At 50.0% G+C, this 24388-nt stretch carries 21 protein-coding genes, 3 tRNA genes and 4 rRNA genes; 12 read left to right on the plus strand and 16 right to left on the minus strand.

The window, feature by feature from the left end; translation table 11 throughout:
* Positions 1 to 3 precede the first annotated feature (3 nt).
* The 6 genes from acrF to HUZ68_RS20610 all read left to right on the plus strand — a co-directional run bounded on the left by acrF (position 4) and on the right by HUZ68_RS20610 (position 8166).
* Positions 4 to 3108 carry a multidrug efflux RND transporter permease subunit AcrF gene (gene acrF, locus HUZ68_RS20585; RefSeq protein ID WP_239593969.1) on the plus strand — a complete coding sequence of 1035 codons (3105 nt, stop codon included), beginning with the start codon at positions 4 to 6 and terminating at the stop codon, positions 3106 to 3108.
* A gap of 252 nt (positions 3109 to 3360) precedes the next feature.
* Positions 3361 to 3582 (plus strand): putative periplasmic lipoprotein, encoded by a 222-nt coding sequence (locus tag HUZ68_RS20590; protein ID WP_000825639.1) that lies wholly within the window; start codon positions 3361 to 3363, stop codon positions 3580 to 3582.
* A 430-nt stretch (positions 3583 to 4012) separates the two neighbouring features.
* Complete coding sequence (locus tag HUZ68_RS20595; RefSeq protein WP_000738568.1) at positions 4013 to 5038, plus strand: amino acid ABC transporter substrate-binding protein; 1026 nt, start codon at positions 4013 to 4015, stop codon at positions 5036 to 5038.
* A 67-nt stretch (positions 5039 to 5105) separates the two neighbouring features.
* Positions 5106 to 6287: an amino acid ABC transporter permease gene (locus tag HUZ68_RS20600; RefSeq protein WP_000019655.1), complete on the plus strand. Its 1182-nt coding sequence runs from the start codon at positions 5106 to 5108 to the stop codon at positions 6285 to 6287.
* A gap of 9 nt (positions 6288 to 6296) precedes the next feature.
* On the plus strand, positions 6297 to 7400 hold the full coding sequence (locus HUZ68_RS20605; protein ID WP_001301413.1) for an amino acid ABC transporter permease: 1104 nt from the start codon (positions 6297 to 6299) through the stop codon (positions 7398 to 7400).
* Positions 7401 to 7407: 7 nt separating this feature from the next.
* Positions 7408 to 8166: an amino acid ABC transporter ATP-binding protein gene (locus HUZ68_RS20610; protein WP_000078338.1), complete on the plus strand. Its 759-nt coding sequence runs from the start codon at positions 7408 to 7410 to the stop codon at positions 8164 to 8166.
* Between the two features lie 62 nt (positions 8167 to 8228).
* Here the strand turns inward: HUZ68_RS20610 and rrf (HUZ68_RS20615) are convergent.
* The 7 genes from rrf (HUZ68_RS20615) to HUZ68_RS20645 all read right to left on the minus strand — a co-directional run bounded on the left by rrf (HUZ68_RS20615) (position 8229) and on the right by HUZ68_RS20645 (position 13574).
* Positions 8229 to 8344: ribosomal RNA gene (gene rrf / locus HUZ68_RS20615) — 5S ribosomal RNA — on the minus strand.
* Positions 8345 to 8383: 39 nt separating this feature from the next.
* Positions 8384 to 8459, minus strand: a tRNA-Thr gene (locus HUZ68_RS20620).
* Positions 8460 to 8473: 14 nt separating this feature from the next.
* Positions 8474 to 8589: ribosomal RNA gene (gene rrf, locus HUZ68_RS20625) — 5S ribosomal RNA — on the minus strand.
* A gap of 94 nt (positions 8590 to 8683) precedes the next feature.
* Positions 8684 to 11586 (minus strand): 23S ribosomal RNA (locus HUZ68_RS20630).
* Positions 11587 to 11769: 183 nt separating this feature from the next.
* A tRNA-Ala gene (locus tag HUZ68_RS20635) sits at positions 11770 to 11845 on the minus strand.
* A 42-nt stretch (positions 11846 to 11887) separates the two neighbouring features.
* A tRNA-Ile gene (locus HUZ68_RS20640) sits at positions 11888 to 11964 on the minus strand.
* Positions 11965 to 12032: 68 nt separating this feature from the next.
* Positions 12033 to 13574 (minus strand): 16S ribosomal RNA (locus tag HUZ68_RS20645).
* Together the 16S, 23S and 5S rRNA genes with 3 tRNA genes alongside form the textbook arrangement of a ribosomal RNA operon.
* A gap of 472 nt (positions 13575 to 14046) precedes the next feature.
* Between HUZ68_RS20645 and HUZ68_RS20650 the strand changes: the two genes are divergently transcribed.
* Entirely contained in the window at positions 14047 to 14601 is a 555-nt protein-coding gene (locus HUZ68_RS20650) for a gamma carbonic anhydrase family protein (protein WP_033814717.1), read from the plus strand.
* Here the strand turns inward: HUZ68_RS20650 and HUZ68_RS20655 are convergent.
* From HUZ68_RS20655 to dprA, 6 genes are read right to left on the minus strand one after another with little or no spacing between them, the layout of a single operon-like run.
* A complete protein-coding gene (locus HUZ68_RS20655; RefSeq protein WP_001070590.1) occupies positions 14577 to 14834 on the minus strand; it encodes a DUF1488 family protein in 258 nt (85 codons plus the stop codon). The genes HUZ68_RS20650 and HUZ68_RS20655 overlap by 25 nt on opposite strands.
* On the minus strand, positions 14831 to 15649 hold the full coding sequence (aroE, locus tag HUZ68_RS20660; RefSeq protein WP_033814716.1) for a shikimate dehydrogenase: 819 nt from the start codon (positions 15647 to 15649) through the stop codon (positions 14831 to 14833). The genes HUZ68_RS20655 and aroE overlap by 4 nt, the downstream gene beginning before the upstream one ends.
* A 4-nt stretch (positions 15650 to 15653) precedes the next feature.
* Positions 15654 to 16226: an L-threonylcarbamoyladenylate synthase type 1 TsaC gene (gene tsaC / locus HUZ68_RS20665; RefSeq protein WP_033814715.1), complete on the minus strand. Its 573-nt coding sequence runs from the start codon at positions 16224 to 16226 to the stop codon at positions 15654 to 15656.
* A 4-nt stretch (positions 16227 to 16230) separates the two neighbouring features.
* Positions 16231 to 16773 carry a DNA topoisomerase family protein gene (locus HUZ68_RS20670; protein WP_001129723.1) on the minus strand — a complete coding sequence of 181 codons (543 nt, stop codon included), beginning with the start codon at positions 16771 to 16773 and terminating at the stop codon, positions 16231 to 16233.
* Between the two features lie 28 nt (positions 16774 to 16801).
* On the minus strand, positions 16802 to 17275 hold the full coding sequence (smg, locus tag HUZ68_RS20675) for a DUF494 family protein Smg (RefSeq protein ID WP_000460672.1): 474 nt from the start codon (positions 17273 to 17275) through the stop codon (positions 16802 to 16804).
* Positions 17247 to 18371, minus strand: coding sequence for a DNA-protecting protein DprA (gene dprA, locus HUZ68_RS20680; RefSeq protein ID WP_000228567.1), 1125 nt, complete (start codon positions 18369 to 18371; stop codon positions 17247 to 17249). The genes smg and dprA overlap by 29 nt, the downstream gene beginning before the upstream one ends.
* A gap of 129 nt (positions 18372 to 18500) precedes the next feature.
* On the opposite strand from dprA, the gene def reads away from it, so the two are divergent.
* The 5 genes from def (at position 18501) to mscL (ending at position 23245) form a co-directional block, all read left to right on the plus strand.
* Positions 18501 to 19010: a peptide deformylase gene (def, locus tag HUZ68_RS20685; RefSeq protein WP_000114984.1), complete on the plus strand. Its 510-nt coding sequence runs from the start codon at positions 18501 to 18503 to the stop codon at positions 19008 to 19010.
* A gap of 14 nt (positions 19011 to 19024) precedes the next feature.
* A complete protein-coding gene (fmt, locus tag HUZ68_RS20690; protein ID WP_000004459.1) occupies positions 19025 to 19972 on the plus strand; it encodes a methionyl-tRNA formyltransferase in 948 nt (315 codons plus the stop codon).
* A gap of 45 nt (positions 19973 to 20017) precedes the next feature.
* Positions 20018 to 21307 carry a 16S rRNA (cytosine(967)-C(5))-methyltransferase RsmB gene (gene rsmB / locus HUZ68_RS20695; RefSeq protein ID WP_000744779.1) on the plus strand — a complete coding sequence of 430 codons (1290 nt, stop codon included), beginning with the start codon at positions 20018 to 20020 and terminating at the stop codon, positions 21305 to 21307.
* A 21-nt stretch (positions 21308 to 21328) separates the two neighbouring features.
* A complete protein-coding gene (trkA, locus tag HUZ68_RS20700; protein WP_000691382.1) occupies positions 21329 to 22705 on the plus strand; it encodes a Trk system potassium transporter TrkA in 1377 nt (458 codons plus the stop codon).
* Between the two features lie 129 nt (positions 22706 to 22834).
* Positions 22835 to 23245 carry a large-conductance mechanosensitive channel protein MscL gene (gene mscL, locus HUZ68_RS20705; RefSeq protein ID WP_000022442.1) on the plus strand — a complete coding sequence of 137 codons (411 nt, stop codon included), beginning with the start codon at positions 22835 to 22837 and terminating at the stop codon, positions 23243 to 23245.
* Here mscL and arfA read toward each other — a convergent pair.
* The 3 genes from arfA to HUZ68_RS20720 are packed head-to-tail and all read right to left on the minus strand — an operon-like array spanning position 23242 to position 24320.
* Entirely contained in the window at positions 23242 to 23460 is a 219-nt protein-coding gene (arfA, locus tag HUZ68_RS20710) for an alternative ribosome-rescue factor ArfA (RefSeq protein ID WP_000092699.1), read from the minus strand. The genes mscL and arfA overlap by 4 nt on opposite strands.
* Before the next feature lie 55 nt (positions 23461 to 23515).
* On the minus strand, positions 23516 to 23941 hold the full coding sequence (gene zntR, locus HUZ68_RS20715) for a Zn(2+)-responsive transcriptional regulator (protein WP_000285607.1): 426 nt from the start codon (positions 23939 to 23941) through the stop codon (positions 23516 to 23518).
* A gap of 10 nt (positions 23942 to 23951) precedes the next feature.
* Positions 23952 to 24320, minus strand: a complete 369-nt coding sequence (locus HUZ68_RS20720; RefSeq protein ID WP_000266488.1) for a DnaJ family domain-containing protein — start codon at positions 24318 to 24320, stop codon at positions 23952 to 23954.
* Positions 24321 to 24388 lie beyond the last annotated feature (68 nt).

Below are 24388 nucleotides of genomic sequence, written 5' to 3' on the forward strand. Positions count from 1 at the left end.
GACATGGCAAACTTTTTTATTCGACGACCGATATTTGCATGGGTGCTGGCCATTATTCTGATGATGGCGGGCGCACTGGCGATCCTACAATTGCCCGTCGCTCAGTATCCAACCATTGCACCGCCTGCGGTTTCTGTTTCAGCAAACTATCCGGGTGCTGATGCGCAGACCGTGCAGGATACGGTGACGCAGGTTATCGAACAGAATATGAATGGTATCGATAACCTGATGTATATGTCCTCCACCAGCGATTCCGCCGGTAGCGTGACAATTACCCTTACCTTCCAGTCCGGGACCGATCCTGATATCGCGCAAGTGCAGGTGCAGAACAAACTCCAGCTCGCCACGCCGTTGCTGCCGCAGGAGGTTCAGCAGCAGGGGATCAGTATTGAAAAGTCCAGTAGCAGCTATTTGATGGTGGCGGGCTTTGTCTCTGATAACCCAGACACCACACAGGACGATATCTCGGACTATGTGGCCTCTAACGTTAAAGATACGCTTAGCCGTCTGAATGGCGTCGGTGACGTACAGCTTTTCGGCGCACAGTATGCGATGCGTATCTGGCTGGACGCCGATCTGCTAAACAAATATAAACTGACACCGGTTGATGTGATTAACCAGTTGAAGGTACAGAACGATCAGATCGCTGCCGGACAGTTGGGCGGAACGCCAGCGTTACCAGGGCAACAGTTGAATGCCTCGATTATTGCTCAGACGCGGTTAAAAAATCCGGAAGAATTCGGCAAAGTGACCCTGCGCGTAAACAGTGACGGCTCGGTGGTGCGTCTGAAAGATGTCGCACGGGTTGAACTTGGCGGTGAAAACTATAACGTTATCGCTCGCATCAACGGAAAACCGGCGGCGGGCCTGGGTATTAAGCTGGCAACCGGTGCGAACGCTCTCGATACCGCGAAAGCCATTAAGGCAAAACTGGCGGAGTTACAGCCATTCTTCCCGCAGGGAATGAAGGTTCTCTACCCTTATGACACCACGCCATTCGTCCAGCTTTCTATTCACGAAGTGGTAAAAACACTGTTCGAAGCTATTATGCTGGTGTTCCTGGTGATGTATCTGTTCTTGCAGAATATGCGAGCAACGCTGATCCCCACCATTGCGGTACCCGTGGTGTTGTTAGGGACGTTTGCCATCCTCGCCGCTTTTGGTTACTCCATCAACACACTAACGATGTTCGGGATGGTGCTTGCCATCGGGCTGCTCGTCGATGATGCGATAGTGGTGGTGGAGAACGTCGAGCGCGTGATGATGGAGGATAAGCTCCCGCCAAAAGAAGCGACGGAAAAATCAATGTCGCAAATACAGGGCGCACTGGTGGGTATCGCGATGGTGCTGTCAGCGGTATTTATTCCGATGGCATTCTTCGGCGGTTCTACTGGGGCAATTTATCGTCAGTTCTCTATCACCATCGTTTCGGCAATGGCGCTTTCTGTTCTGGTGGCATTGATTCTTACCCCTGCGTTATGTGCAACACTGCTCAAACCCACCTCAGCTGAGCATCACGAAAATAAGGGTGGTTTCTTCGGCTGGTTTAATACCACCTTCGATCATAGCGTTAACCACTACACCAACAGCGTCGGCAAAATCCTCGGTTCCACAGGACGATATTTACTGATCTATGCGCTGATTGTTGCAGGAATGGTGGTGTTGTTTTTACGTCTTCCGTCTTCCTTCTTACCTGAAGAGGATCAGGGTGTCTTTCTGACCATGATTCAGTTACCCGCTGGCGCGACGCAAGAGCGGACGCAAAAAGTGTTGGATCAAGTGACGGATTACTATCTGAAGAACGAGAAAGCAAACGTTGAAAGTGTCTTTACGGTTAACGGCTTTAGCTTCAGCGGCCAGGCACAAAACGCCGGTATGGCCTTCGTCAGTCTGAAACCGTGGGAAGAGCGTAGTGGTGACGAAAACAGTGCGGAAGCGGTAATCCATCGTGCCAAAATGGAGTTGGGCAAGATCCGCGACGGTTTTGTCATTCCATTCAATATGCCAGCCATTGTTGAACTGGGCACGGCAACGGGTTTCGACTTTGAGTTAATTGATCAGGCTGGGCTGGGTCACGATGCCCTAACCCAGGCCCGTAACCAGTTGCTTGGTATGGCGGCGCAACATCCTGCCAGCTTAGTCAGCGTGCGTCCTAATGGCCTGGAAGACACCGCGCAGTTTAAACTGGAAGTTGACCAGGAAAAGGCGCAGGCATTAGGTGTTTCACTTTCTGACATCAATCAGACCATTTCAACGGCGCTGGGTGGGACTTACGTTAACGACTTCATCGACCGTGGTCGCGTGAAAAAGGTGTATGTTCAGGCGGATGCCAAATTCCGTATGCTGCCAGAAGATGTCGATAAACTTTATGTCCGCAGCGCCAACGGCGAAATGGTGCCATTCTCTGCCTTTACCACTTCACATTGGGTGTATGGCTCTCCGCGACTGGAACGCTACAACGGTCTGCCGTCAATGGAGATTCAGGGGGAAGCCGCGCCAGGAACCAGTTCCGGCGATGCCATGGCGTTGATGGAAAACCTAGCGTCAAAATTACCTGCGGGCATTGGTTATGACTGGACGGGTATGTCGTATCAGGAACGCTTATCGGGAAACCAGGCTCCCGCTCTGGTAGCAATTTCCTTTGTGGTTGTTTTCCTGTGCCTTGCTGCACTCTATGAAAGCTGGTCAATTCCTGTCTCGGTTATGTTGGTCGTGCCGTTAGGGATTGTCGGCGTGCTGCTGGCGGCGACACTCTTTAATCAAAAAAATGACGTCTACTTTATGGTGGGCTTGCTAACGACAATTGGCTTGTCGGCCAAAAACGCTATTTTGATTGTTGAGTTCGCTAAAGATCTCATGGAGAAAGAGGGTAAAGGTGTTGTTGAAGCGACACTAATGGCAGTACGTATGCGTCTGCGTCCTATCCTGATGACCTCTCTCGCTTTTATTCTCGGCGTATTACCGCTGGCTATCAGTAACGGTGCCGGCAGTGGCGCGCAGAACGCAGTGGGTATCGGGGTAATGGGCGGAATGGTCTCTGCAACGTTGCTGGCAATCTTCTTCGTACCAGTGTTCTTTGTGGTGATCCGCCGTTGCTTTAAAGGATAAATCTGAAACATAAAGGCGCTTTCGGGTGCCTTTATTATTTTCAGTGAAACCCATAAAAATTAATAAGATATTCTTTTGCTCACTCTTTAAAAGCTTTCTATAGTTCCCGCTCCCTTCACTATTTTTACAATTCACATAATTTGTCATTATTCATTCCGTAAGATTTATAACCTCCGGTGATAAAATGGCATTCAGCTCGTTAATAAGAGAGTTAACTTATTAAGCGTTAGCGTTTATTACTGAGGTAACACCATGAAAAGATTAATTCCTGTGGCATTGCTCACCGCATTGCTGGCGGGCTGTGCTCACGATTCGCCCTGCGTTCCGGTTTATGACGATCAGGGGCGTCTGGTTCACACCAATACCTGTATGAAAGGCACAACTCAGGATAACTGGGAAACGGCTGGGGCTATTGCTGGCGGAGCAGCAGCTGTTGCTGGCCTGACGATGGGGATCATCGCTCTGTCGAAATAACTGAACAGGGCGCGGAGTTTCGCGCTCTGTTTAACGATACAGTATCTTTACATAAGATAAAATATTGCTATATTCTGCTGGCTAATTCTCTGCTGATTTAGCATGTTATATCGCGTTATTTCGCTGCTTTCGAAATAACGCATCAATTTAACTTTCGCACTTCCCACCAGAAATATACTCACGCTAACAATCATTATTCTGCTTAGTAAAACACGCGTAAATATTTTGCGCCAAAATGTGGCGCATGTTTCATTTTCGCACCATTGCGGGGCGCTGTTTTTATTATTTCCTGTCTACACTCAGCTTATTGCGACGCGAAATCGTGCGCAAAAGCTGGCACTACTTTTGCTTATAAGAGGATGGCCACAGACAGGTAAAAGACGTTTCCCAAACGTCCTATAACGATAATTTTCGCCTCACAGGAAGCATTATGAAAAAGATGATGATAGCCACACTGGCTGCCGCCAGCGTGCTGCTTGCCGTTGCTAATCAGGCGCATGCTGGCGCGACGCTTGATGCCGTACAGAAAAAAGGTTTTGTGCAATGCGGGATCAGTGATGGATTACCTGGGTTCTCTTATGCCGATGCTGACGGTAAATTTTCAGGTATTGATGTTGATATTTGTCGTGGTGTTGCCGCTGCTGTATTTGGTGACGACACGAAAGTGAAATATACCCCGCTCACTGCAAAAGAACGCTTCACCGCTTTACAGTCAGGGGAGGTGGATTTGCTCTCCCGTAATACGACCTGGACTTCATCTCGCGATGCCGGGATGGGAATGGCATTTACTGGCGTCACTTATTACGACGGCATTGGCTTCCTGACGCACGATAAAGCGGGGCTAAAAAGCGCGAAAGAACTGGATGGCGCTACCGTCTGTATTCAGGCGGGTACTGATACCGAACTCAACGTCGCCGACTATTTCAAGGCAAACAATATGAAGTACACACCAGTGACTTTCGATCGCTCTGACGAATCAGCGAAGGCACTGGAATCTGGTCGCTGCGATACGCTGGCTTCGGATCAATCCCAACTGTATGCCCTGCGCATCAAATTAAGCAACCCGGCTGAATGGATTGTCTTACCGGAGGTTATCTCTAAAGAACCGCTTGGGCCGGTAGTTCGTCGTGGCGATGATGAATGGTTCTCGATTGTACGCTGGACGCTTTTCGCCATGCTAAATGCTGAAGAGATGGGCATCAATTCCCAGAACGTCGATGAAAAAGCGGCTAATCCAGCAACGCCTGATATGGCACATCTGCTGGGTAAAGAAGGCGATTACGGCAAGGATCTGAAGTTGGATAATAAATGGGCCTATAACATCATCAAACAGGTGGGTAACTACTCGGAAATTTTTGAGCGTAACGTAGGTTCAGAAAGCCCGCTGAAAATTAAACGTGGGCAAAATAATCTCTGGAATAACGGCGGTATTCAGTACGCGCCGCCCGTGCGTTAAGTCGGTGTGAGGTAACGAGCGTCGCTACGGCGGCGCTCTCTTCAGCGTTATGCTTTCCGAGGTTTCTATGTCTCATCGCCGCTCAACCGTTAAAGGCTCACTCTCCTTTGCCAACCCTACGGTTCGTGCCTGGTTATTCCAGATCCTTGCCGTTGTTGCTGTTGTCGGCATTGTTGGTTGGTTATTTCACAACACTGTAACGAATCTCAATAATCGTGGCATTACTTCAGGTTTTGCCTTTCTGGATCGCGGCGCTGGCTTCGGTATTGTCCAGCATTTGATCGATTACCAGCAGGGCGACACCTACGGACGCGTTTTTATTGTCGGCTTACTCAATACGCTACTGGTTTCTGCATTGTGTATTGTGTTCGCTTCTGTTTTGGGCTTCTTTATCGGTCTGGCGAGACTTTCGGATAACTGGCTGCTACGAAAGCTTTCCACAATTTATATTGAGATCTTCCGTAATATTCCCCCGCTGCTGCAAATCTTCTTCTGGTACTTTGCCGTGTTGCGCAATTTGCCCGGACCACGCCAGGCTGTGAGCGCGTTTGATCTGGCCTTTTTGAGCAATCGTGGGCTTTATATTCCGTCACCGCAGCTGGGAGACGGATTTATTGCGTTTATCCTGGCTGTTGTTATGGCTATAGTCCTTTCTGTTGGGCTATTCCGCTTTAATAAAACATACCAGATAAAGACCGGACAACTGCGCCGCACCTGGCCGATCGCCGCAGTGTTGATCATTGGTTTGCCTTTACTGGCGCAATGGCTTTTTGGCGCAGCACTACACTGGGATGTCCCAGCCCTACGAGGCTTTAACTTCCGCGGCGGGATGGTTTTAATTCCTGAACTGGCAGCCTTAACGCTGGCACTTTCGGTTTATACATCTGCATTTATCGCCGAGATTATCCGCGCTGGGATCCAGGCAGTGCCTTATGGTCAACATGAAGCGGCTCGGTCACTGGGATTACCCAACCCGGTTACGCTACGCCAGGTCATTATTCCCCAAGCATTGCGGGTGATTATTCCACCGTTAACCAGCCAGTATCTCAACATCGTCAAAAACTCCTCTCTTGCCGCCGCTATTGGCTATCCCGATATGGTTTCGCTGTTTGCCGGCACCGTGCTGAATCAGACGGGGCAAGCCATCGAGACGATAGCCATGACCATGTCGGTCTATCTGATTATCAGCCTGACTATCTCGCTGCTGATGAATATCTATAACCGCCGCATCGCGATCGTTGAACGCTAAGGAGTCATGATGACAAAAGTATTGCTGTCTCATCCCCCGCGCCCGGCGAGCCATAACTCAAACCGCGCGATGGTGTGGGTGCGAAAAAATCTGTTCTCCAGCTGGAGCAATAGCCTGCTGACTATTGGCTGCATATGGTTGATGTGGGAACTGATCCCACCGTTGCTGAACTGGGCATTTTTGCAGGCTAACTGGGTTGGCTCAACGCGTGCCGACTGCACAAAAGCCGGTGCCTGTTGGGTCTTCATCCACGAACGATTTGGTCAGTTTATGTATGGGCTTTACCCACACGACCAACGCTGGCGAATTAACCTCGCATTACTGATTGGGCTTGTGTCGATCGCACCAATGTTCTGGAAAATACTCCCGCATCGCGGTCGCTATATTGCGGCCTGGGCGGTGATTTACCCACTGATTGTCTGGTGGCTGATGTATGGCGGTTTTTTTGCTCTTGAGCGGGTTGAAACCCGGCAATGGGGCGGGCTGACGCTAACTTTAATTATTGCATCAGTTGGGATTGCGGGGGCGCTACCGTGGGGGATCTTACTGGCGTTAGGTCGCCGCTCCCATATGCCGATTGTGCGTATCTTATCGGTCATTTTTATCGAGTTCTGGCGCGGCGTACCGCTGATTACCGTATTGTTTATGTCTTCGGTCATGCTGCCGTTGTTTATGGCAGAAGGCACCAGTATCGACAAACTGATCCGCGCGCTGGTTGGCGTGATCCTGTTTCAGTCAGCATATGTTGCGGAAGTCGTGCGAGGCGGATTACAGGCGCTGCCTAAAGGGCAATATGAAGCGGCAGAGTCGCTGGCGTTGGGTTACTGGAAAACTCAGGGGCTGGTTATTCTGCCACAGGCGTTGAAGCTGGTAATTCCTGGGCTGGTAAATACCATCATCGCACTCTTCAAAGATACCAGCCTGGTGATCATCATCGGCTTGTTCGATCTTTTCAGTAGCGTTCAGCAGGCAACCGTTGATCCCGCCTGGTTGGGTATGTCGACGGAAGGGTATGTTTTCGCCGCGCTGATCTACTGGATCTTCTGTTTCAGCATGTCGCGCTATAGCCAGCATCTGGAAAAACGTTTTAACACCGGGCGTACACCGCATTGAGGACACTATGAGCCAAATTTTACTGCAACCTGCTAACGCGATGATTACGCTGGAAAACGTCAATAAATGGTATGGACAATTCCATGTTTTGAAAAATATAAATTTAACCGTGCAACCGGGAGAACGGATCGTTCTGTGTGGCCCTTCAGGTTCCGGTAAATCGACAACCATTCGTTGTATTAATCATCTGGAAGAACATCAACAGGGACGGATCGTGGTAGATGGCATCGAACTTAATGAAGATATCCGCAATATTGAGCGCGTCAGGCAGGAAGTGGGAATGGTCTTTCAGCATTTCAATCTCTTCCCTCATCTGACCGTTCTACAGAACTGTACCCTGGCACCGATTTGGGTACGCAAGATGCCAAAGAAAGAGGCTGAAGCTCTGGCGATGCATTACCTTGAGCGGGTGAGAATTGCCGAACATGCGCATAAGTTTCCCGGACAGATTTCAGGTGGTCAGCAGCAACGCGTTGCCATTGCGCGCTCGCTGTGTATGAAGCCGAAAATTATGTTGTTTGATGAGCCCACATCGGCGCTCGATCCGGAGATGGTGAAAGAGGTGCTGGATACGATGATTGGGCTGGCGCAATCGGGTATGACAATGTTGTGTGTAACGCATGAGATGGGGTTTGCGCGAACCGTCGCTGACCGGGTGATTTTTATGGATCGTGGCGAAATAGTGGAGCAAGCTGCACCGGATGAGTTTTTTGCGCATCCTAAGTCAGAGCGTACGAGGGCATTTTTATCGCAGGTAATCCATTAATTGAATGTTAGTTCGAAAAGCATAAAGGCCATCCTTTCGGATGGCCTTTCGCTTGATTTGATGTCTGGCAGTTCCCTACTCTCGCATGGGGAGTCCCCACACTACCATCGGCGCTACGGCGTTTCACTTCTGAGTTCGGCATGGGGTCAGGTGGGACCACCGCGCTACTGCCGCCAGACAAATTCTTTTCTAATCTGCCGAACTTTAACCTAAAAAGTGGTGCTGATACCCAGAGTCGAACTGGGGACCTCACCCTTACCAAGGGTGCGCTCTACCAACTGAGCCATATCAGCACGCTAAATTTGATGCCTGGCAGTTCCCTACTCTCGCATGGGGAGACCCCACACTACCATCGGCGCTACGGCGTTTCACTTCTGAGTTCGGCATGGGGTCAGGTGGGACCACCGCGCTAAGGCCGCCAGGCAAATTCTGTTTTATCAGACCGCTTCTGCGTTCTGATTTAATCTGTATCAGGCTGAAAATCTTCTCTCATCCGCCAAAACAGCTTCGGCGTTGTAAGGTTAAGCCTCACGGTTCATTAGTACCGGTTAGCTCAACGCATCGCTGCGCTTACACACCCGGCCTATCAACGTCGTCGTCTTCAACGTTCCTTCAGGACCCTTAAAGGGTCAGGGAGAACTCATCTCGGGGCAAGTTTCGTGCTTAGATGCTTTCAGCACTTATCTCTTCCGCATTTAGCTACCGGGCAGTGCCATTGGCATGACAACCCGAACACCAGTGATGCGTCCACTCCGGTCCTCTCGTACTAGGAGCAGCCCCCCTCAGTTCTCCAGCGCCCACGGCAGATAGGGACCGAACTGTCTCACGACGTTCTAAACCCAGCTCGCGTACCACTTTAAATGGCGAACAGCCATACCCTTGGGACCTACTTCAGCCCCAGGATGTGATGAGCCGACATCGAGGTGCCAAACACCGCCGTCGATATGAACTCTTGGGCGGTATCAGCCTGTTATCCCCGGAGTACCTTTTATCCGTTGAGCGATGGCCCTTCCATTCAGAACCACCGGATCACTATGACCTGCTTTCGCACCTGCTCGCGCCGTCACGCTCGCAGTCAAGCTGGCTTATGCCATTGCACTAACCTCCTGATGTCCGACCAGGATTAGCCAACCTTCGTGCTCCTCCGTTACTCTTTAGGAGGAGACCGCCCCAGTCAAACTACCCACCAGACACTGTCCGCAACCCGGATCACGGGTCAACGTTAGAACATCAAACATTAAAGGGTGGTATTTCAAGGTCGGCTCCATGCAGACTGGCGTCCACACTTCTAAGCCTCCCACCTATCCTACACATCAAGGCTCAATGTTCAGTGTCAAGCTATAGTAAAGGTTCACGGGGTCTTTCCGTCTTGCCGCGGGTACACTGCATCTTCACAGCGAGTTCAATTTCACTGAGTCTCGGGTGGAGACAGCCTGGCCATCATTACGCCATTCGTGCAGGTCGGAACTTACCCGACAAGGAATTTCGCTACCTTAGGACCGTTATAGTTACGGCCGCCGTTTACCGGGGCTTCGATCAAGAGCTTCGCTTGCGCTGACCCCATCAATTAACCTTCCGGCACCGGGCAGGCGTCACACCGTATACGTCCACTTTCGTGTTTGCACAGTGCTGTGTTTTTAATAAACAGTTGCAGCCAGCTGGTATCTTCGACTGATTTCAGCTCCATCCGCGAGGGACTTCACCTACATATCAGCGTGCCTTCTCCCGAAGTTACGGCACCATTTTGCCTAGTTCCTTCACCCGAGTTCTCTCAAGCGCCTTGGTATTCTCTACCTGACCACCTGTGTCGGTTTGGGGTACGATTTGATGTTACCTGATGCTTAGAGGCTTTTCCTGGAAGCAGGGCATTTGTTGCTTCAGCACCGTAGTGCCTCGTCATCACGCCTCAGCCTTGATTTTCCGGATTTGCCTGGAAAACCAGCCTACACGCTTAAACCGGGACAACCGTCGCCCGGCCAACATAGCCTTCTCCGTCCCCCCTTCGCAGTAACACCAAGTACAGGAATATTAACCTGTTTCCCATCGACTACGCCTTTCGGCCTCGCCTTAGGGGTCGACTCACCCTGCCCCGATTAACGTTGGACAGGAACCCTTGGTCTTCCGGCGAGCGGGCTTTTCACCCGCTTTATCGTTACTTATGTCAGCATTCGCACTTCTGATACCTCCAGCATACCTCACAGTACACCTTCACAGGCTTACAGAACGCTCCCCTACCCAACAACACATAGTGTCGCTGCCGCAGCTTCGGTGCATGGTTTAGCCCCGTTACATCTTCCGCGCAGGCCGACTCGACCAGTGAGCTATTACGCTTTCTTTAAATGATGGCTGCTTCTAAGCCAACATCCTGGCTGTCTGGGCCTTCCCACATCGTTTCCCACTTAACCATGACTTTGGGACCTTAGCTGGCGGTCTGGGTTGTTTCCCTCTTCACGACGGACGTTAGCACCCGCCGTGTGTCTCCCGTGATAACATTCTCCGGTATTCGCAGTTTGCATCGGGTTGGTAAGTCGGGATGACCCCCTTGCCGAAACAGTGCTCTACCCCCGGAGATGAATTCACGAGGCGCTACCTAAATAGCTTTCGGGGAGAACCAGCTATCTCCCGGTTTGATTGGCCTTTCACCCCCAGCCACAAGTCATCCGCTAATTTTTCAACATTAGTCGGTTCGGTCCTCCAGTTAGTGTTACCCAACCTTCAACCTGCCCATGGCTAGATCACCGGGTTTCGGGTCTATACCCTGCAACTTAACGCCCAGTTAAGACTCGGTTTCCCTTCGGCTCCCCTATTCGGTTAACCTTGCTACAGAATATAAGTCGCTGACCCATTATACAAAAGGTACGCAGTCACCCCATAAAAGAGGCTCCCACTGCTTGTACGTACACGGTTTCAGGTTCTTTTTCACTCCCCTCGCCGGGGTTCTTTTCGCCTTTCCCTCACGGTACTGGTTCACTATCGGTCAGTCAGGAGTATTTAGCCTTGGAGGATGGTCCCCCCATATTCAGACAGGATACCACGTGTCCCGCCCTACTCATCGAGCTCACAGTATGTGCATTTTTGTGTACGGGGCTGTCACCCTGTATCGCGCGCCTTTCCAGACGCTTCCACTAACACACACACTGATTCAGGCTCTGGGCTCCTCCCCGTTCGCTCGCCGCTACTGGGGGAATCTCGGTTGATTTCTTTTCCTCGGGGTACTTAGATGTTTCAGTTCCCCCGGTTCGCCTCATTAACCTATGGATTCAGTTAATGATAGTGTGTCGAAACACACTGGGTTTCCCCATTCGGAAATCGCCGGTTATAACGGTTCATATCACCTTACCGACGCTTATCGCAGATTAGCACGTCCTTCATCGCCTCTGACTGCCAGGGCATCCACCGTGTACGCTTAGTCGCTTAACCTCACAACCCGAAGATGTTTCTTTCGATTCATCATCGTGTTGCGAAAATTTGAGAGACTCACGAACAACTCTCGTTGTTCAGTGTTTCAATTTTCAGCTTGATCCAGATTTTTAAAGAGCAAAACTTCGCAGTGAACCTTTGCAGGTACACTCTGAAGTATTTTTTATTTAATCACTACAGAGATGGTGGAGCTATGCGGGATCGAACCGCAGACCTCCTGCGTGCAAAGCAGGCGCTCTCCCAGCTGAGCTATAGCCCCATAACATGTAGTTAAAACCTCTTCAAATTTGCCGTGCAAATTTGGTAGGCCTGAGTGGACTTGAACCACCGACCTCACCCTTATCAGGGGTGCGCTCTAACCACCTGAGCTACAAGCCTGTAGAGGTTTTACTGCTCATTTTCATCAGACAATCTGTGTGAGCACTGCAAAGTACGCTTCTTTAAGGTAAGGAGGTGATCCAACCGCAGGTTCCCCTACGGTTACCTTGTTACGACTTCACCCCAGTCATGAATCACAAAGTGGTAAGCGCCCTCCCGAAGGTTAAGCTACCTACTTCTTTTGCAACCCACTCCCATGGTGTGACGGGCGGTGTGTACAAGGCCCGGGAACGTATTCACCGTGGCATTCTGATCCACGATTACTAGCGATTCCGACTTCATGGAGTCGAGTTGCAGACTCCAATCCGGACTACGACGCACTTTATGAGGTCCGCTTGCTCTCGCGAGGTCGCTTCTCTTTGTATGCGCCATTGTAGCACGTGTGTAGCCCTGGTCGTAAGGGCCATGATGACTTGACGTCATCCCCACCTTCCTCCAGTTTATCACTGGCAGTCTCCTTTGAGTTCCCGGCCGGACCGCTGGCAACAAAGGATAAGGGTTGCGCTCGTTGCGGGACTTAACCCAACATTTCACAACACGAGCTGACGACAGCCATGCAGCACCTGTCTCACAGTTCCCGAAGGCACCAATCCATCTCTGGAAAGTTCTGTGGATGTCAAGACCAGGTAAGGTTCTTCGCGTTGCATCGAATTAAACCACATGCTCCACCGCTTGTGCGGGCCCCCGTCAATTCATTTGAGTTTTAACCTTGCGGCCGTACTCCCCAGGCGGTCGACTTAACGCGTTAGCTCCGGAAGCCACGCCTCAAGGGCACAACCTCCAAGTCGACATCGTTTACGGCGTGGACTACCAGGGTATCTAATCCTGTTTGCTCCCCACGCTTTCGCACCTGAGCGTCAGTCTTCGTCCAGGGGGCCGCCTTCGCCACCGGTATTCCTCCAGATCTCTACGCATTTCACCGCTACACCTGGAATTCTACCCCCCTCTACGAGACTCAAGCTTGCCAGTATCAGATGCAGTTCCCAGGTTGAGCCCGGGGATTTCACATCTGACTTAACAAACCGCCTGCGTGCGCTTTACGCCCAGTAATTCCGATTAACGCTTGCACCCTCCGTATTACCGCGGCTGCTGGCACGGAGTTAGCCGGTGCTTCTTCTGCGGGTAACGTCAATGAGCAAAGGTATTAACTTTACTCCCTTCCTCCCCGCTGAAAGTACTTTACAACCCGAAGGCCTTCTTCATACACGCGGCATGGCTGCATCAGGCTTGCGCCCATTGTGCAATATTCCCCACTGCTGCCTCCCGTAGGAGTCTGGACCGTGTCTCAGTTCCAGTGTGGCTGGTCATCCTCTCAGACCAGCTAGGGATCGTCGCCTAGGTGAGCCGTTACCCCACCTACTAGCTAATCCCATCTGGGCACATCCGATGGCAAGAGGCCCGAAGGTCCCCCTCTTTGGTCTTGCGACGTTATGCGGTATTAGCTACCGTTTCCAGTAGTTATCCCCCTCCATCAGGCAGTTTCCCAGACATTACTCACCCGTCCGCCACTCGTCAGCGAAACAGCAAGCTGTTTCCTGTTACCGTTCGACTTGCATGTGTTAGGCCTGCCGCCAGCGTTCAATCTGAGCCATGATCAAACTCTTCAATTTAAAAGTTTGATGCTCAAAGAATTAAACTTCGTAATGAATTACGTGTTCACTCTTGAGACTTGGTATTCATTTTTCGTCTTGCGACGTTAAGAATCCGCATCTTCGAGTGCCCACACAGATTGTCTGATAAATTGTTAAAGAGCAGTTGCGACGCGGCTTTCAGCTCACTGTCGCGAGGTGGCGTATATTACGCTTTCCTCTTTCAGAGTCAACCCTGAATTTCAGAATTTTTTCTCTTCGTTGTTACGACCATCTTGTGAAGTGTTTCACGTTGTCGTCTCAACGGAGGCGCATTATAGGGATCCCAATTTTTTGCACAAGTACTTTTTTGATCTTTTTTTCTGTTTGTTGTTTTTTCACCCTTTTTGCTGCATTCGCACACAAAACGGTGCTTTTTTGCATACTAAAAGACTTGCACAAGGCCAATAATGTACCCAAAGTCATTAGTAAATCATTTATTGTTGAGGTAAGTATGTCTGATATTTTACGCCCATACCGCGATCTTTTTCCACAAATCGGTCAGCGCGTAATGATCGACGGTAGCAGTGTCGTGATTGGTGACGTTCGTCTGGCTGATGATGTGGGGATCTGGCCGCTCGTTGTGATTCGTGGAGATGTACATTATGTACAGATCGGAGCACGCACCAATATCCAGGATGGCAGTATGTTGCATGTCACTCATAAATCCTCGTACAACCCAGATGGCAACCCATTAACCATTGGCGAAGATGTCACTGTTGGTCACAAGGTGATGCTCCACGGCTGCACCATTGGCAATCGAGTTTTGGTTGGGATGGGCTCAATTTTACTTGATGGCGCAATAGTAGAAGATGATGTGATGATTGGTGCGGGTAGCCTGGTCCCACAAAATAAACGGCTGGAGAGCGGATATCTGTATCTCGGTAGTCCCGTCAAACAGATCCGCCCGTTAAGTGATGAAGAGAAGGCTGGGTTACGTTATTCCGCGAATAATTACGTGAAATGGAAAGACGAATACCTGGATCAGGGTAACCAGACCCAACCTTGATCATCTTCACTTTGTTCCTGAATTAAGTTTTCCGCTTCTTCTTCCAGGTCCCAGCGATGCTGACGAAAACTCGCTAACCACTGCTCTGGCGTATCTCCAGTAAAGCGATACGCCAGGCTATCGCCAGAGATCGCACATGTCAGTTGCATGCCATTCACGAGAGCGGGAAAACATACACATTTTTTATTCTCGACCCACTCTTCTCTGTCCGGAAACTGGATGGCCTGATTCACGCGGACAATTCCTCCTGCAATTGCTTTATAACTGGTTCTACATCAGGCAGAACGCCATGCCAAAGAAGGAAGGCATGAGCCGCCTGTGCCACCAGCATTCCTAAACCATCAGCATTACGCTTTGAGCCTCGCTGCTCACACCATGCCAGAAAAGGAGTTTTTCCTTTCTGATAGAACATGTCATAGCAATAAATGCCTGGATGAATGAGCGATGACGGGATCGCCGGAATATCACCACTGATGCCACTGGATGTGGCATTAATAATGAGATCAAACTCATGACCTTCCAGTTCGCCCATACTCAACGTCTGAATACTGCCAGTGTGCGCAAACAATTTAGCCAACTCTTCCGCGCGGGATACCGTTCGATTGGTGATTGTCACCGCACAGTCCAGGGAAAGAAGTGGCAGTAGTACGCCGCGAGATGCTCCACCAGCGCCGATGAGCAGAATACGTAAACCAGGACGGATAAAAGACAGACGTTCCAGATCGCTTAACAAGCCTATACCATCGGTATTGTCCCCCAGCAGGCGTCCATCTTCTAAACGCTTGAGGGTATTAACTGCTCCAGCCAACGCTGCCCGTTCAGTAAGCTCATCCGCTCTGGCAAAAGCCTCTTCTTTAAAAGGCACCGTCACATTCGCACCTTTACCACCAGCACTAAAGAAAGCGTTCAGTGTGTTGACGAAATCATTGATGGGTGCCAACACGCGCCCATAGGGATGTTCAATATTCAGTTGCTGAGCAAATTGCTGATGAATGAATGGCGATTTGCTGTGGGCTATCGGATTACCAAAAACAGCATAGGTTTCCATTATGTTACCCCTGTCGAAACAGTTCACCCGTCAGGGCATCGCGGATTTCTGAAGGATTTAAACGCCCCCCCGTTTCACCAGGCACAACCGGGAACGCCGCGCCAAATTGTGCGCGAACTTCGTCTACTGTTCGACAAGGTGGCAATCCACTCAAGTTGGCACTGGTAGAAACCAGCGGTTTACCATAAGCCTGGCACAAAGCAACCACCAACGGATGGTCGGTGACTCGTATAGCAAGCGAATCAAAGCGGCCCGTCAACCAGCGCGGTGTTGTCGCAGGCGCGGGAAAGACAAAGGTGACAGGACCTGGCCAGCGGGAAAAAATGGTTTCACGCTGCACGTCAGTCAACATGGTGTCATCAATATAGGGTTTAAGCTGCTCGTAATTTGCTGCGATTAAAATCAGCCCCTTATCAACCGGACGCTGTTTTAACTCCAACAGTCGCATCACTGCTGTTTCGCTATCAGGATCGCACCCAACACCGAAAACGGCTTCCGTTGGATAGGCGATGACACGTTCTTCATTGAGGACATCTATCGCAGCTGCGATAGCGTCTCCTTGCAGGTTATTATTCACGTTATTATTCCGCCGAAACCGGCTTTCCACATTGTTTACTGGCACAAAAGTGTTTTACACCCTGCGCGGTTTTCTTTTCGATGAGTAGCGGATAATGACACTCAGGGCATTCTCCAGCTATGGGTTTGAAGTTAATGGCAAATTGACACTCCGGGTAGCGATCACAGGAGTGAAATGTTTTGCCATAACGGGAGCGGCGCTGGACCAGATGGCCCGTCCGGCATTGGGGACATGTAATTGCTGTTTCGTCCGGTTTATCGATAAGTTCGGTATGTTCGCATTCAGGGTAGTTACTGCAACCAATAAACATACCAAAGCGTCCCTGGCGTAATACCAGATTTGCGCCACATGCAGGGCAAACCTGCCCCTCCAGAACTTTGACGATATGTCCATCCGCTGAAGATTTCAGAGGACGGACGTAGTCACACGCCGGATACTGTGAGCATCCAAGAAACGGACCGTGTTTCCCGGATCGAATAACCAGTTCAGCCCCGCACTTTGGGCAGGACTCATTATTACGCACCGTGAACAGTGCTGATTTCGCCATAACAACTTATGCTGAATTAAAGAAATGATTAATGCAGCATACCTTCATTCACTTCAAAGAGTAATTCTTCCATTTGCTGGTACGCATTTTCGCAGCCCGGAATATTGAACAACACCATCAGGATTACCCATTTCAGGTCTTCCAGGTCGAACTCTGCGGTATCCAGCGCGAGCACTCGCTCTATCACCATTTCACGGGTTTCAAGGTTAAGCACCTGAATTTGCTCAAGGAAAAGCAGAAAACCACGACAGCTGGCATCCAGTCTTTCACACTCCTCAGGGGTATAAATACGCATGGAGAGTGGATCAGAGGCCAGTTGCATCGGTTCTGCCAGTCCTTCCTGATAATCCGCAAGCTTTTCCAGCCAAAGCAGGGCATTGTAGATATCTTCTCGATCAAATCCTGCGTCGGTAAGATCCTGTTCAAGTTTGTCTTGATCCACACGCAACTCAGCTTCTGTGTGAATATAGGTTTCAAACAAATACATTAGTACGTCGAACATGGCATGCCCTCCTCAATCGGACATAGCCGCCGGGTACAGCTGCGATCCATCCTGCTAACTCCAGTTCGAGTAGTTGAGTAACTACCTCTGGCACAGGTTGGCCGGCACGTTCAGCGACGACGTCAACAGGTGTTACCTCATCTCCTACGTTAGCCAGGAGCTCAGGAAATGGCAATGCCACGTCTTCCTGATCTGGTGAATAAAATGAATTTTCAGGGGCGTCTGGCAACCAGTGCAATCCAAATTGCAAGTTTTCCAGAATTTCTTCCGGTTCCGTCACAAGAATCGCACCTTGTTTTATTAACCAGTGAGGCCCTTCGCTTCCCGGATTCCCTAATGGACCTGGCAGGGCAAAAACTTCACGCCCCTGCTCAAGCGCACAACGTGCTGTCACCAGCGAACCACTGCGCAAAGCCGCTTCCACCACCAGTACACCTTTACTTAGACCACTGATAATGCGATTTCTTCGTGGGAAATTGTAAGCAAGGGGTGGAACATCGAGGGGAAATTCCGAGACAAGTGCCCCACCATGTTCAAGCAAACTGGTAGCCAGTCGGGCATGGCGACGCGGATGAATGGTATTAAGTCCATTCCCCAATACAGCAATGCTGACGCCATTTACCTGTAAGGCCGCTTTATGCGCCACACCATCGATTCCACGCGCCAGTCCACTCGTAATTGTCACTCCACGCTTCGCCAGAGTTTCGCAAAATAATCGTCCCCATCGCTCGCCATACCATGAATGCGCCCGACTCCCCACTACGGCAAGCTGAAATGAATGCAGCGCGTGCAGTTCTCCTTCAACAAACAGTGCGCCGGGGTAATCTGTCGTCGCCAGAAGTTGAGGAGGATAAAATTCGCTGTCCGCAGGGATTAAATGATGGTTGGGTTGCTCCAACCAACAAAGTGAGCTTTCGATACTCTTTCGTGGAAATGAAAGAAAGCGTTGTGCCTGCCGCAATGTAAGCCCTGTTTGCTGCAATACAACCGCATCAATATGCGACTGTTTTGCCAGCCAGTGAGCGATACGGACCATATCATCGCCGTACAAGCTGCTGACGCTCATTAAACGCAGCCAAATTTCTGTATCGACCATCCTTATCTCCCTGCCATAAGCAGCCTTAGCAATCTTTGCGATTGGTCAGTGATGCTGTCAATCAGAGGGGGATTTGTCTAGAATAGAAGAAATAATCTTTCTAACTCCTGAACACATCTCTGGAGATTTATGTCAGTTTTGCAAGTGTTACATATTCCGGACGAGCGGCTTCGCAAAGTTGCTAAACCGGTAGAAGAAGTGAATGCAGAAATTCAGCGTATCGTCGATGATATGTTCGAGACGATGTACGCAGAAGAAGGTATTGGCCTGGCGGCAACCCAGGTTGATATCCATCAACGTATCATTGTTATTGATGTTTCGGAAAACCGTGACGAACGGCTGGTGTTAATCAATCCGGAGCTTTTAGAAAAAAGCGGCGAAACAGGCATTGAAGAAGGATGCCTGTCGATCCCTGAACAACGTGCTTTAGTGCCACGCGCAGAGAAAGTTAAAATTCGCGCCCTGGACCGCGACGGTAAACCATTTGAACTGGAAGCAGATGGTCTGTTAGCCATCTGTATTCAGCATGAGATGGATCACCTGGTCGGCAAACTGTTTATGGATTATCTGTCACCGCTGAAACAACAACGTATTCGTCAGAAAGTTGAAAAACTGGATCGTCTGAAAGCCCGGGCTTAAGGATAAGAACTAACGTGTCAGAATCACTACGTATTATTTTTGCGGGTACACCTGACTTTGCAGCGCGTCATCTCGACGCGCTGTTGTCTTCTGGTCATAACGTCGTTGGCGTGTTCACCCAGCCAGACCGACCGGCAGGACGCGGTAAAAAACTGATGCCCAGCCCGGTTAAAGTTCTGGCTGAGGAAAAAGGTCTGCCCGTTTTTCAACCTGTTTCCCTGCGTCCACAAGAAAACCAGCAACTGGTCGCCGATCTACAGGCTGATGTTATGGTTGTCGTCGCCTATGGCTTAATTCTGCCTAAAGCAGTGCTGGAGATGCCGCGTCTTGGCTGTATCAACGTTCATGGTTCACTGCTGCCACGCTGGCGCGGTGCTGCACCAATCCAACGCTCACTATGGGCGGGTGATGCAGAAACTGGTGTGACCATTATGCAAATGGATGTTGGTTTAGACACCGGTGACATGCTCTATAAGCTCTCCTGCCCGATTACTGCAGAAGATACCAGTGGTACGCTGTACGACAAGCTGGCAGAGCTTGGCCCACAAGGGCTTATCACCACGTTGAAACAATTGGCAGACGGCACGGCGAAACCAGAAGTTCAGGACGAAACTCTTGTCACTTACGCCGAGAAGTTGAGTAAAGAAGAAGCGCGTATTGACTGGTCACTTTCGGCAGCACAGCTTGAACGCTGCATTCGCGCTTTCAATCCATGGCCAATGAGCTGGGTAGAAATTGAAGGACAGCCGGTTAAAGTCTGGAAAGCATCGGTCATTGATACGGCAACCAACGCTGCACCAGGAACGATCCTTGAAGCCAACAAACAAGGCATTCAGGTTGCGACGGGTGATGGCATCCTGAACCTGCTCTCGTTACAACCTGCGGGTAAGAAAGCGATGAGCGCGCAAGACCTCCTGAACTCTCGTCGGGAATGGTTTGTTCCGGGCAACCGTCTGGTCTGATAGTCCACTCTTCTAAGCCCGGTCTTGCCGGGCATTTTTATACTTATGAAAAAACAACGTAATTTACGTAGCATGGCGGCCCAGGCCGTTGAACAAGTCGTCGAGCAAGGGCAATCATTAAGCAACATTCTGCCACCGCTCCAGCAAAAAGTTTCCGATAAAGACAAAGCACTTCTTCAAGAGTTGTGCTTTGGCGTACTGCGTACGCTTTCGCAGTTAGACTGGCTGATTAATAAGTTAATGGCCCGTCCGATGACCGGCAAACAGCGGACCGTGCATTACCTGATTATGGTTGGTTTGTATCAACTGCTTTATACCCGCATTCCACCTCATGCTGCGCTGGCTGAAACGGTTGAAGGCGCTATCGCAATTAAGCGTCCGCAACTTAAAGGGTTGATAAACGGTGTATTACGCCAGTTCCAGCGTCAGCAAGAAGAGTTATTAGCCGAGTTTAATGCCAGTGATGCACGTTATCTGCATCCTTCCTGGTTGCTGAAGCGTCTGCAAAAAGCGTATCCAGAGCAGTGGCAATCCATCGTCGAAGCCAATAACCAGCGTCCGCCAATGTGGCTGCGCGTTAATCGTACGCATCATTCCCGCGACAGCTGGCTTGCATTGCTGGATGAAGCAGGAATGAAAGGTTTCCCGCATGCGGATTACCCTGATGCTGTACGTCTGGAAACACCTGCACCTGTTCATGCGCTACCTGGTTTTGAAGACGGATGGGTTACCGTTCAGGATGCATCAGCACAAGGTTGCATGACCTGGCTTGCGCCACAAAACGGTGAACACATTTTGGATCTTTGTGCCGCCCCCGGCGGTAAAACAACGCATATCCTTGAGGTGGCACCAGAAGCGCAGGTTGTTGCGGTTGATATCGACGAACAGCGCCTCTCTCGGGTTTACGACAATTTAAAACGCCTTGGTATGAAGGCGACCGTGAAACAAGGTGATGGCCGTTACCCTTCTCAATGGTGTGGCGAGCAACAGTTTGATCGCATTTTATTAGATGCGCCTTGTTCAGCAACCGGTGTGATTCGTCGCCATCCGGATATTAAATGGTTACGTCGCGATCGCGATATCCCAGAACTCGCGCAATTGCAGTCTGAAATTCTCGACGCCATTTGGCCGCATTTAAAATCCGGTGGAACCCTGGTCTATGCCACCTGTTCGGTGTTACCGGAAGAGAATAGCCTGCAGATTAAAGCCTTTTTGCAACGTACCGCTGATGCCGAACTTTGCGAAACAGGAACACCAGAGCAACCGGGTAAACAAAATCTGCCTGGTGCCGAAGAGGGCGACGGCTTCTTTTACGCTAAGCTAATCAAAAAGTGATGAGATAACGGGTCGCGACTGATGAAAATTATCATTCTGGGTGCCGGCCAGGTTGGCGGCACACTGGCGGAAAACCTGGTTGGCGAGAACAACGATATTACTGTTGTCGATACCAACGGTGAGCGTCTGCGGACCTTACAGGATAAATTTGACCTGCGGGTCGTGCAGGGGCATGGCTCTCATCCACGCGTATTGCGGGAGGCAGGTGCCGACGACGCCGATATGCTGGTTGCTGTAACCAGTTCAGATGAAACCAATATGGTTGCCTGCCAGGTAGCCTACTCACTTTTCAACACCCCTAATCGCATCGCTCGTATCCGCTCACCAGACTACGTGCGCGATGCCGATAAGCTATTTCATTCAGATGCTGTGCCGATTGATCATCTGATCGCACCAGAGCAGTTGGTTATCGATAATATTTACCGACTGATTGAGTATCCCGGCGCATTGCAGGTGGTGAACTTCGCTGAGGGTAAAGTCAGCCTGGCTGTGGTTAAAGCCTATTATGGCGGCCCGCTGATTGGTAATGCACTTTCGACCATGCGCGAACATATGCCCCATATCGATACTCGTGTGGCAGCAATTTTCCGCCACGATCGCCCCATTCGTCCGCAAGGTTCGACCATTGTTGAGGCTGGTGATGAAGTGTTCTTTATTGCCGCTTCACAGCATATCCGCGCGGTGATGAGTGAATTACAGCGACTGGAAAAACCGTATAAGCGGATCATGCTGGTTGGTGGCGGTAATATCGGTGCAGGGCTGGCGCGTCGTCTGGAAAAAGATTACAGCGTTAAACTCATCGAACGTAATCAGCAGCGCGCTGCCGAACTGGCGGAAAAGTTGCAGAATACGATCGTCTTTTTTGGTGATGCGTCGGATCAAGAACTGCTGGCTGAAGAACATATCGATCAAGTTGATCTGTTTATTGCCGTCACCAACGATGACGAGGCCAATATCATGTCCGCCATGCTTGCCAAACGTATGGGTGCGAAAAAGGTGATGGTATTGATCCAGCGTCGCGCTTATGTGGATCTGGTTCAGGGGAGCGTGATCGATATTGCGATTTCACCACAACAAGCAACTATTTCTGCGTTGCTTAGCCATGTGCGAAAAGCAGATATTGTTGGTGTTTCCTCATTGCGCCGCGGCGTAGCAGAAGCTATTGAAGCCGTTGCTCACGGTGATGAAAGCACCTCACGCGTTGTCGGCAGAGTCATTGACGAAATCAAGCTACCGCCAGGAACGATTATTGGAGCGGTGGTACGTGGAAACGACGTGATGATTGCCAATGACAATCTGCGCATTGAGCAAGGCGATCACGTAATTATGTTCCTCACAGATAAAAAGTTTATTACCGACGTCGAAAGACTCTTCCAGCCAAGCCCTTTCTTCTTGTAATTAATAAGGCGTCTAATGACGCCTTATTATTTCCCTTTGATTATCAAGGATTAATTAAATTCATTCCTGGCAGGAAAATGGCTTAACATTTGTTAGACTTATGGTTGTCGGATTCATAGGGAGAATAACATGAGCATTATTAAAGAATTTCGCGAATTTGCGATGCGCGGGAACGTGGTGGATTTGGCGGTGGGTGTCATTATCGGTGCGGCATTCGGGAAGATTGTATCTTCACTGGTTGCCGATATCATCATGCCACCACTGGGCTTATTAATTGGCGGGATCGACTTTAAACAGTTTGCTGTCACGCTACGCGATGCGCAGGGGGATATCCCTGCTGTTGTGATGCATTACGGTGTCTTCATTCAAAACGTCTTTGATTTTCTGATTGTAGCCTTTGCCATCTTTATGGCGATTAAGCTAATCAACAAACTGAATCGGAAAAAAGAAGAACCAGCAGCCGCACCAGCACCAACTAAAGAAGAAGTATTACTGACAGAAATTCGTGATTTGCTGAAAGAGCAGAATAACCGCTCTTAACAAACACCTGAAAGCAGAAGGCCAGTGGTAAAAAAGTGATTTACTTTCTTGCCACTAGCCTCCCAGTTCCCCCGATTGCCATGTTTTCCTTTTCGCATGTAACTGCCTTTCCCTTTCTTATTTTTCTCTACTCGCTGTCGGAATAAGGGATCATGTAGTAATGCTTCTATCGCATTATCCTTTATCTGCCCTTTAGTATGCTGATATCGGCTCATAAAAACTCCAGTTGGTTATTTAACGGCGCGAGTGTAATCCTGCCAGTGCAAAAAATCAACAGCCACTCTTAACGCCACTCGCCCCTTGTTCAAGAGCTTCAAGAATCGAGCAATAAACACTGCTATGGGCGGTCCCACAACAGGCATCGTTAAGGCGTTGCAAGGAACGCTGCATACTCTGCAACTCGGCTATCCGTGCTTCGACTTCCTGCAATCTTTCCTGCACAATGCCTTTTGACTCCTGACAGGTATGGTGTTCAGGATCGATACGGATCGACAGCAACTCGCGGATCGACTCCAGACTGAAACCTAGTTGTCTGGCATGGCGGATAAATTTCAATCGCTGGAGATCGCTTTCGGTATACAGGCGAAACCCACCTTCAGTACGCACTTCATGCTCCATCATCTGCTGCTTTTCGTAATAACGAATCGTGTCGGGTGTTACTTCCGCCATTTTTGCCAGCTCACCAATGCGATACATACATACTCCACTAGTTATCGTTGATTTTATTCAACAACTTGTCAGCATAATCGCCGCGTAAAAAATCGGTACTCAATCCAGCTTGTCGCAGCTTCAATTCCAGTAATGACAATCGACGGCTAACCTCTTGATATTGCGGATCATCGTGACGGATACCTTTGAGGATATCCAGAAGCTGAATTGCTTCCCTCCGTTGCTCAAGTTCTGGAGGTAAGCAACCGGCATTCTTCAGCAAGCGATACCCCGCACGTAATTCCGGTGGCACATGAGAATCATCATCCAGTATCAATGGTTCGCCGCTACCTGCCAGGTTATCAAACTCACCTTTCGCTTGCGCTTCTGCTATATGGCGCTCTGCCCACTGGTCAAGTAACCACATAAATACTCCAGGGGATGAACAAAAAGAGTACAGCTATTGTAGATAAGTGGGGATGCTACGGGTATAAA

The organism is Shigella dysenteriae (genome assembly GCF_022354085.1).
GTDB lineage: Bacteria > Pseudomonadota > Gammaproteobacteria > Enterobacterales > Enterobacteriaceae > Escherichia > Escherichia coli.

What these genes read in the sequence shown, in the direction of transcription:
- mscL (WP_000022442.1), top strand. Translation starts at nt 22,835, where the DNA reads ATGAGCATTATTAAAGAATTTCGCGAATTTGCGATGCGCGGGAACGTG.
- HUZ68_RS20600 (WP_000019655.1), top strand. Translation starts at nt 5,106, where the DNA reads ATGTCTCATCGCCGCTCAACCGTTAAAGGCTCACTCTCCTTTGCCAAC.
- HUZ68_RS20670 (WP_001129723.1), bottom strand. Translation starts at nt 16,773, where the DNA reads ATGGCGAAATCAGCACTGTTCACGGTGCGTAATAATGAGTCCTGCCCA.
- HUZ68_RS20720 (WP_000266488.1), bottom strand. Translation starts at nt 24,320, where the DNA reads ATGTGGTTACTTGACCAGTGGGCAGAGCGCCATATAGCAGAAGCGCAA.
- zntR (WP_000285607.1), bottom strand. Translation starts at nt 23,941, where the DNA reads ATGTATCGCATTGGTGAGCTGGCAAAAATGGCGGAAGTAACACCCGAC.
- smg (WP_000460672.1), bottom strand. Translation starts at nt 17,275, where the DNA reads ATGTTCGACGTACTAATGTATTTGTTTGAAACCTATATTCACACAGAA.
- trkA (WP_000691382.1), top strand. Translation starts at nt 21,329, where the DNA reads ATGAAAATTATCATTCTGGGTGCCGGCCAGGTTGGCGGCACACTGGCG.
- arfA (WP_000092699.1), bottom strand. Translation starts at nt 23,460, where the DNA reads ATGAGCCGATATCAGCATACTAAAGGGCAGATAAAGGATAATGCGATA.
- HUZ68_RS20590 (WP_000825639.1), top strand. Translation starts at nt 3,361, where the DNA reads ATGAAAAGATTAATTCCTGTGGCATTGCTCACCGCATTGCTGGCGGGC.
- HUZ68_RS20650 (WP_033814717.1), top strand. Translation starts at nt 14,047, where the DNA reads ATGTCTGATATTTTACGCCCATACCGCGATCTTTTTCCACAAATCGGT.
- acrF (WP_239593969.1), top strand. Translation starts at nt 4, where the DNA reads ATGGCAAACTTTTTTATTCGACGACCGATATTTGCATGGGTGCTGGCC.
- dprA (WP_000228567.1), bottom strand. Translation starts at nt 18,371, where the DNA reads ATGGTCGATACAGAAATTTGGCTGCGTTTAATGAGCGTCAGCAGCTTG.
- HUZ68_RS20605 (WP_001301413.1), top strand. Translation starts at nt 6,297, where the DNA reads ATGACAAAAGTATTGCTGTCTCATCCCCCGCGCCCGGCGAGCCATAAC.
- aroE (WP_033814716.1), bottom strand. Translation starts at nt 15,649, where the DNA reads ATGGAAACCTATGCTGTTTTTGGTAATCCGATAGCCCACAGCAAATCG.
- def (WP_000114984.1), top strand. Translation starts at nt 18,501, where the DNA reads ATGTCAGTTTTGCAAGTGTTACATATTCCGGACGAGCGGCTTCGCAAA.
- HUZ68_RS20595 (WP_000738568.1), top strand. Translation starts at nt 4,013, where the DNA reads ATGAAAAAGATGATGATAGCCACACTGGCTGCCGCCAGCGTGCTGCTT.
- HUZ68_RS20610 (WP_000078338.1), top strand. Translation starts at nt 7,408, where the DNA reads ATGAGCCAAATTTTACTGCAACCTGCTAACGCGATGATTACGCTGGAA.
- rsmB (WP_000744779.1), top strand. Translation starts at nt 20,018, where the DNA reads ATGAAAAAACAACGTAATTTACGTAGCATGGCGGCCCAGGCCGTTGAA.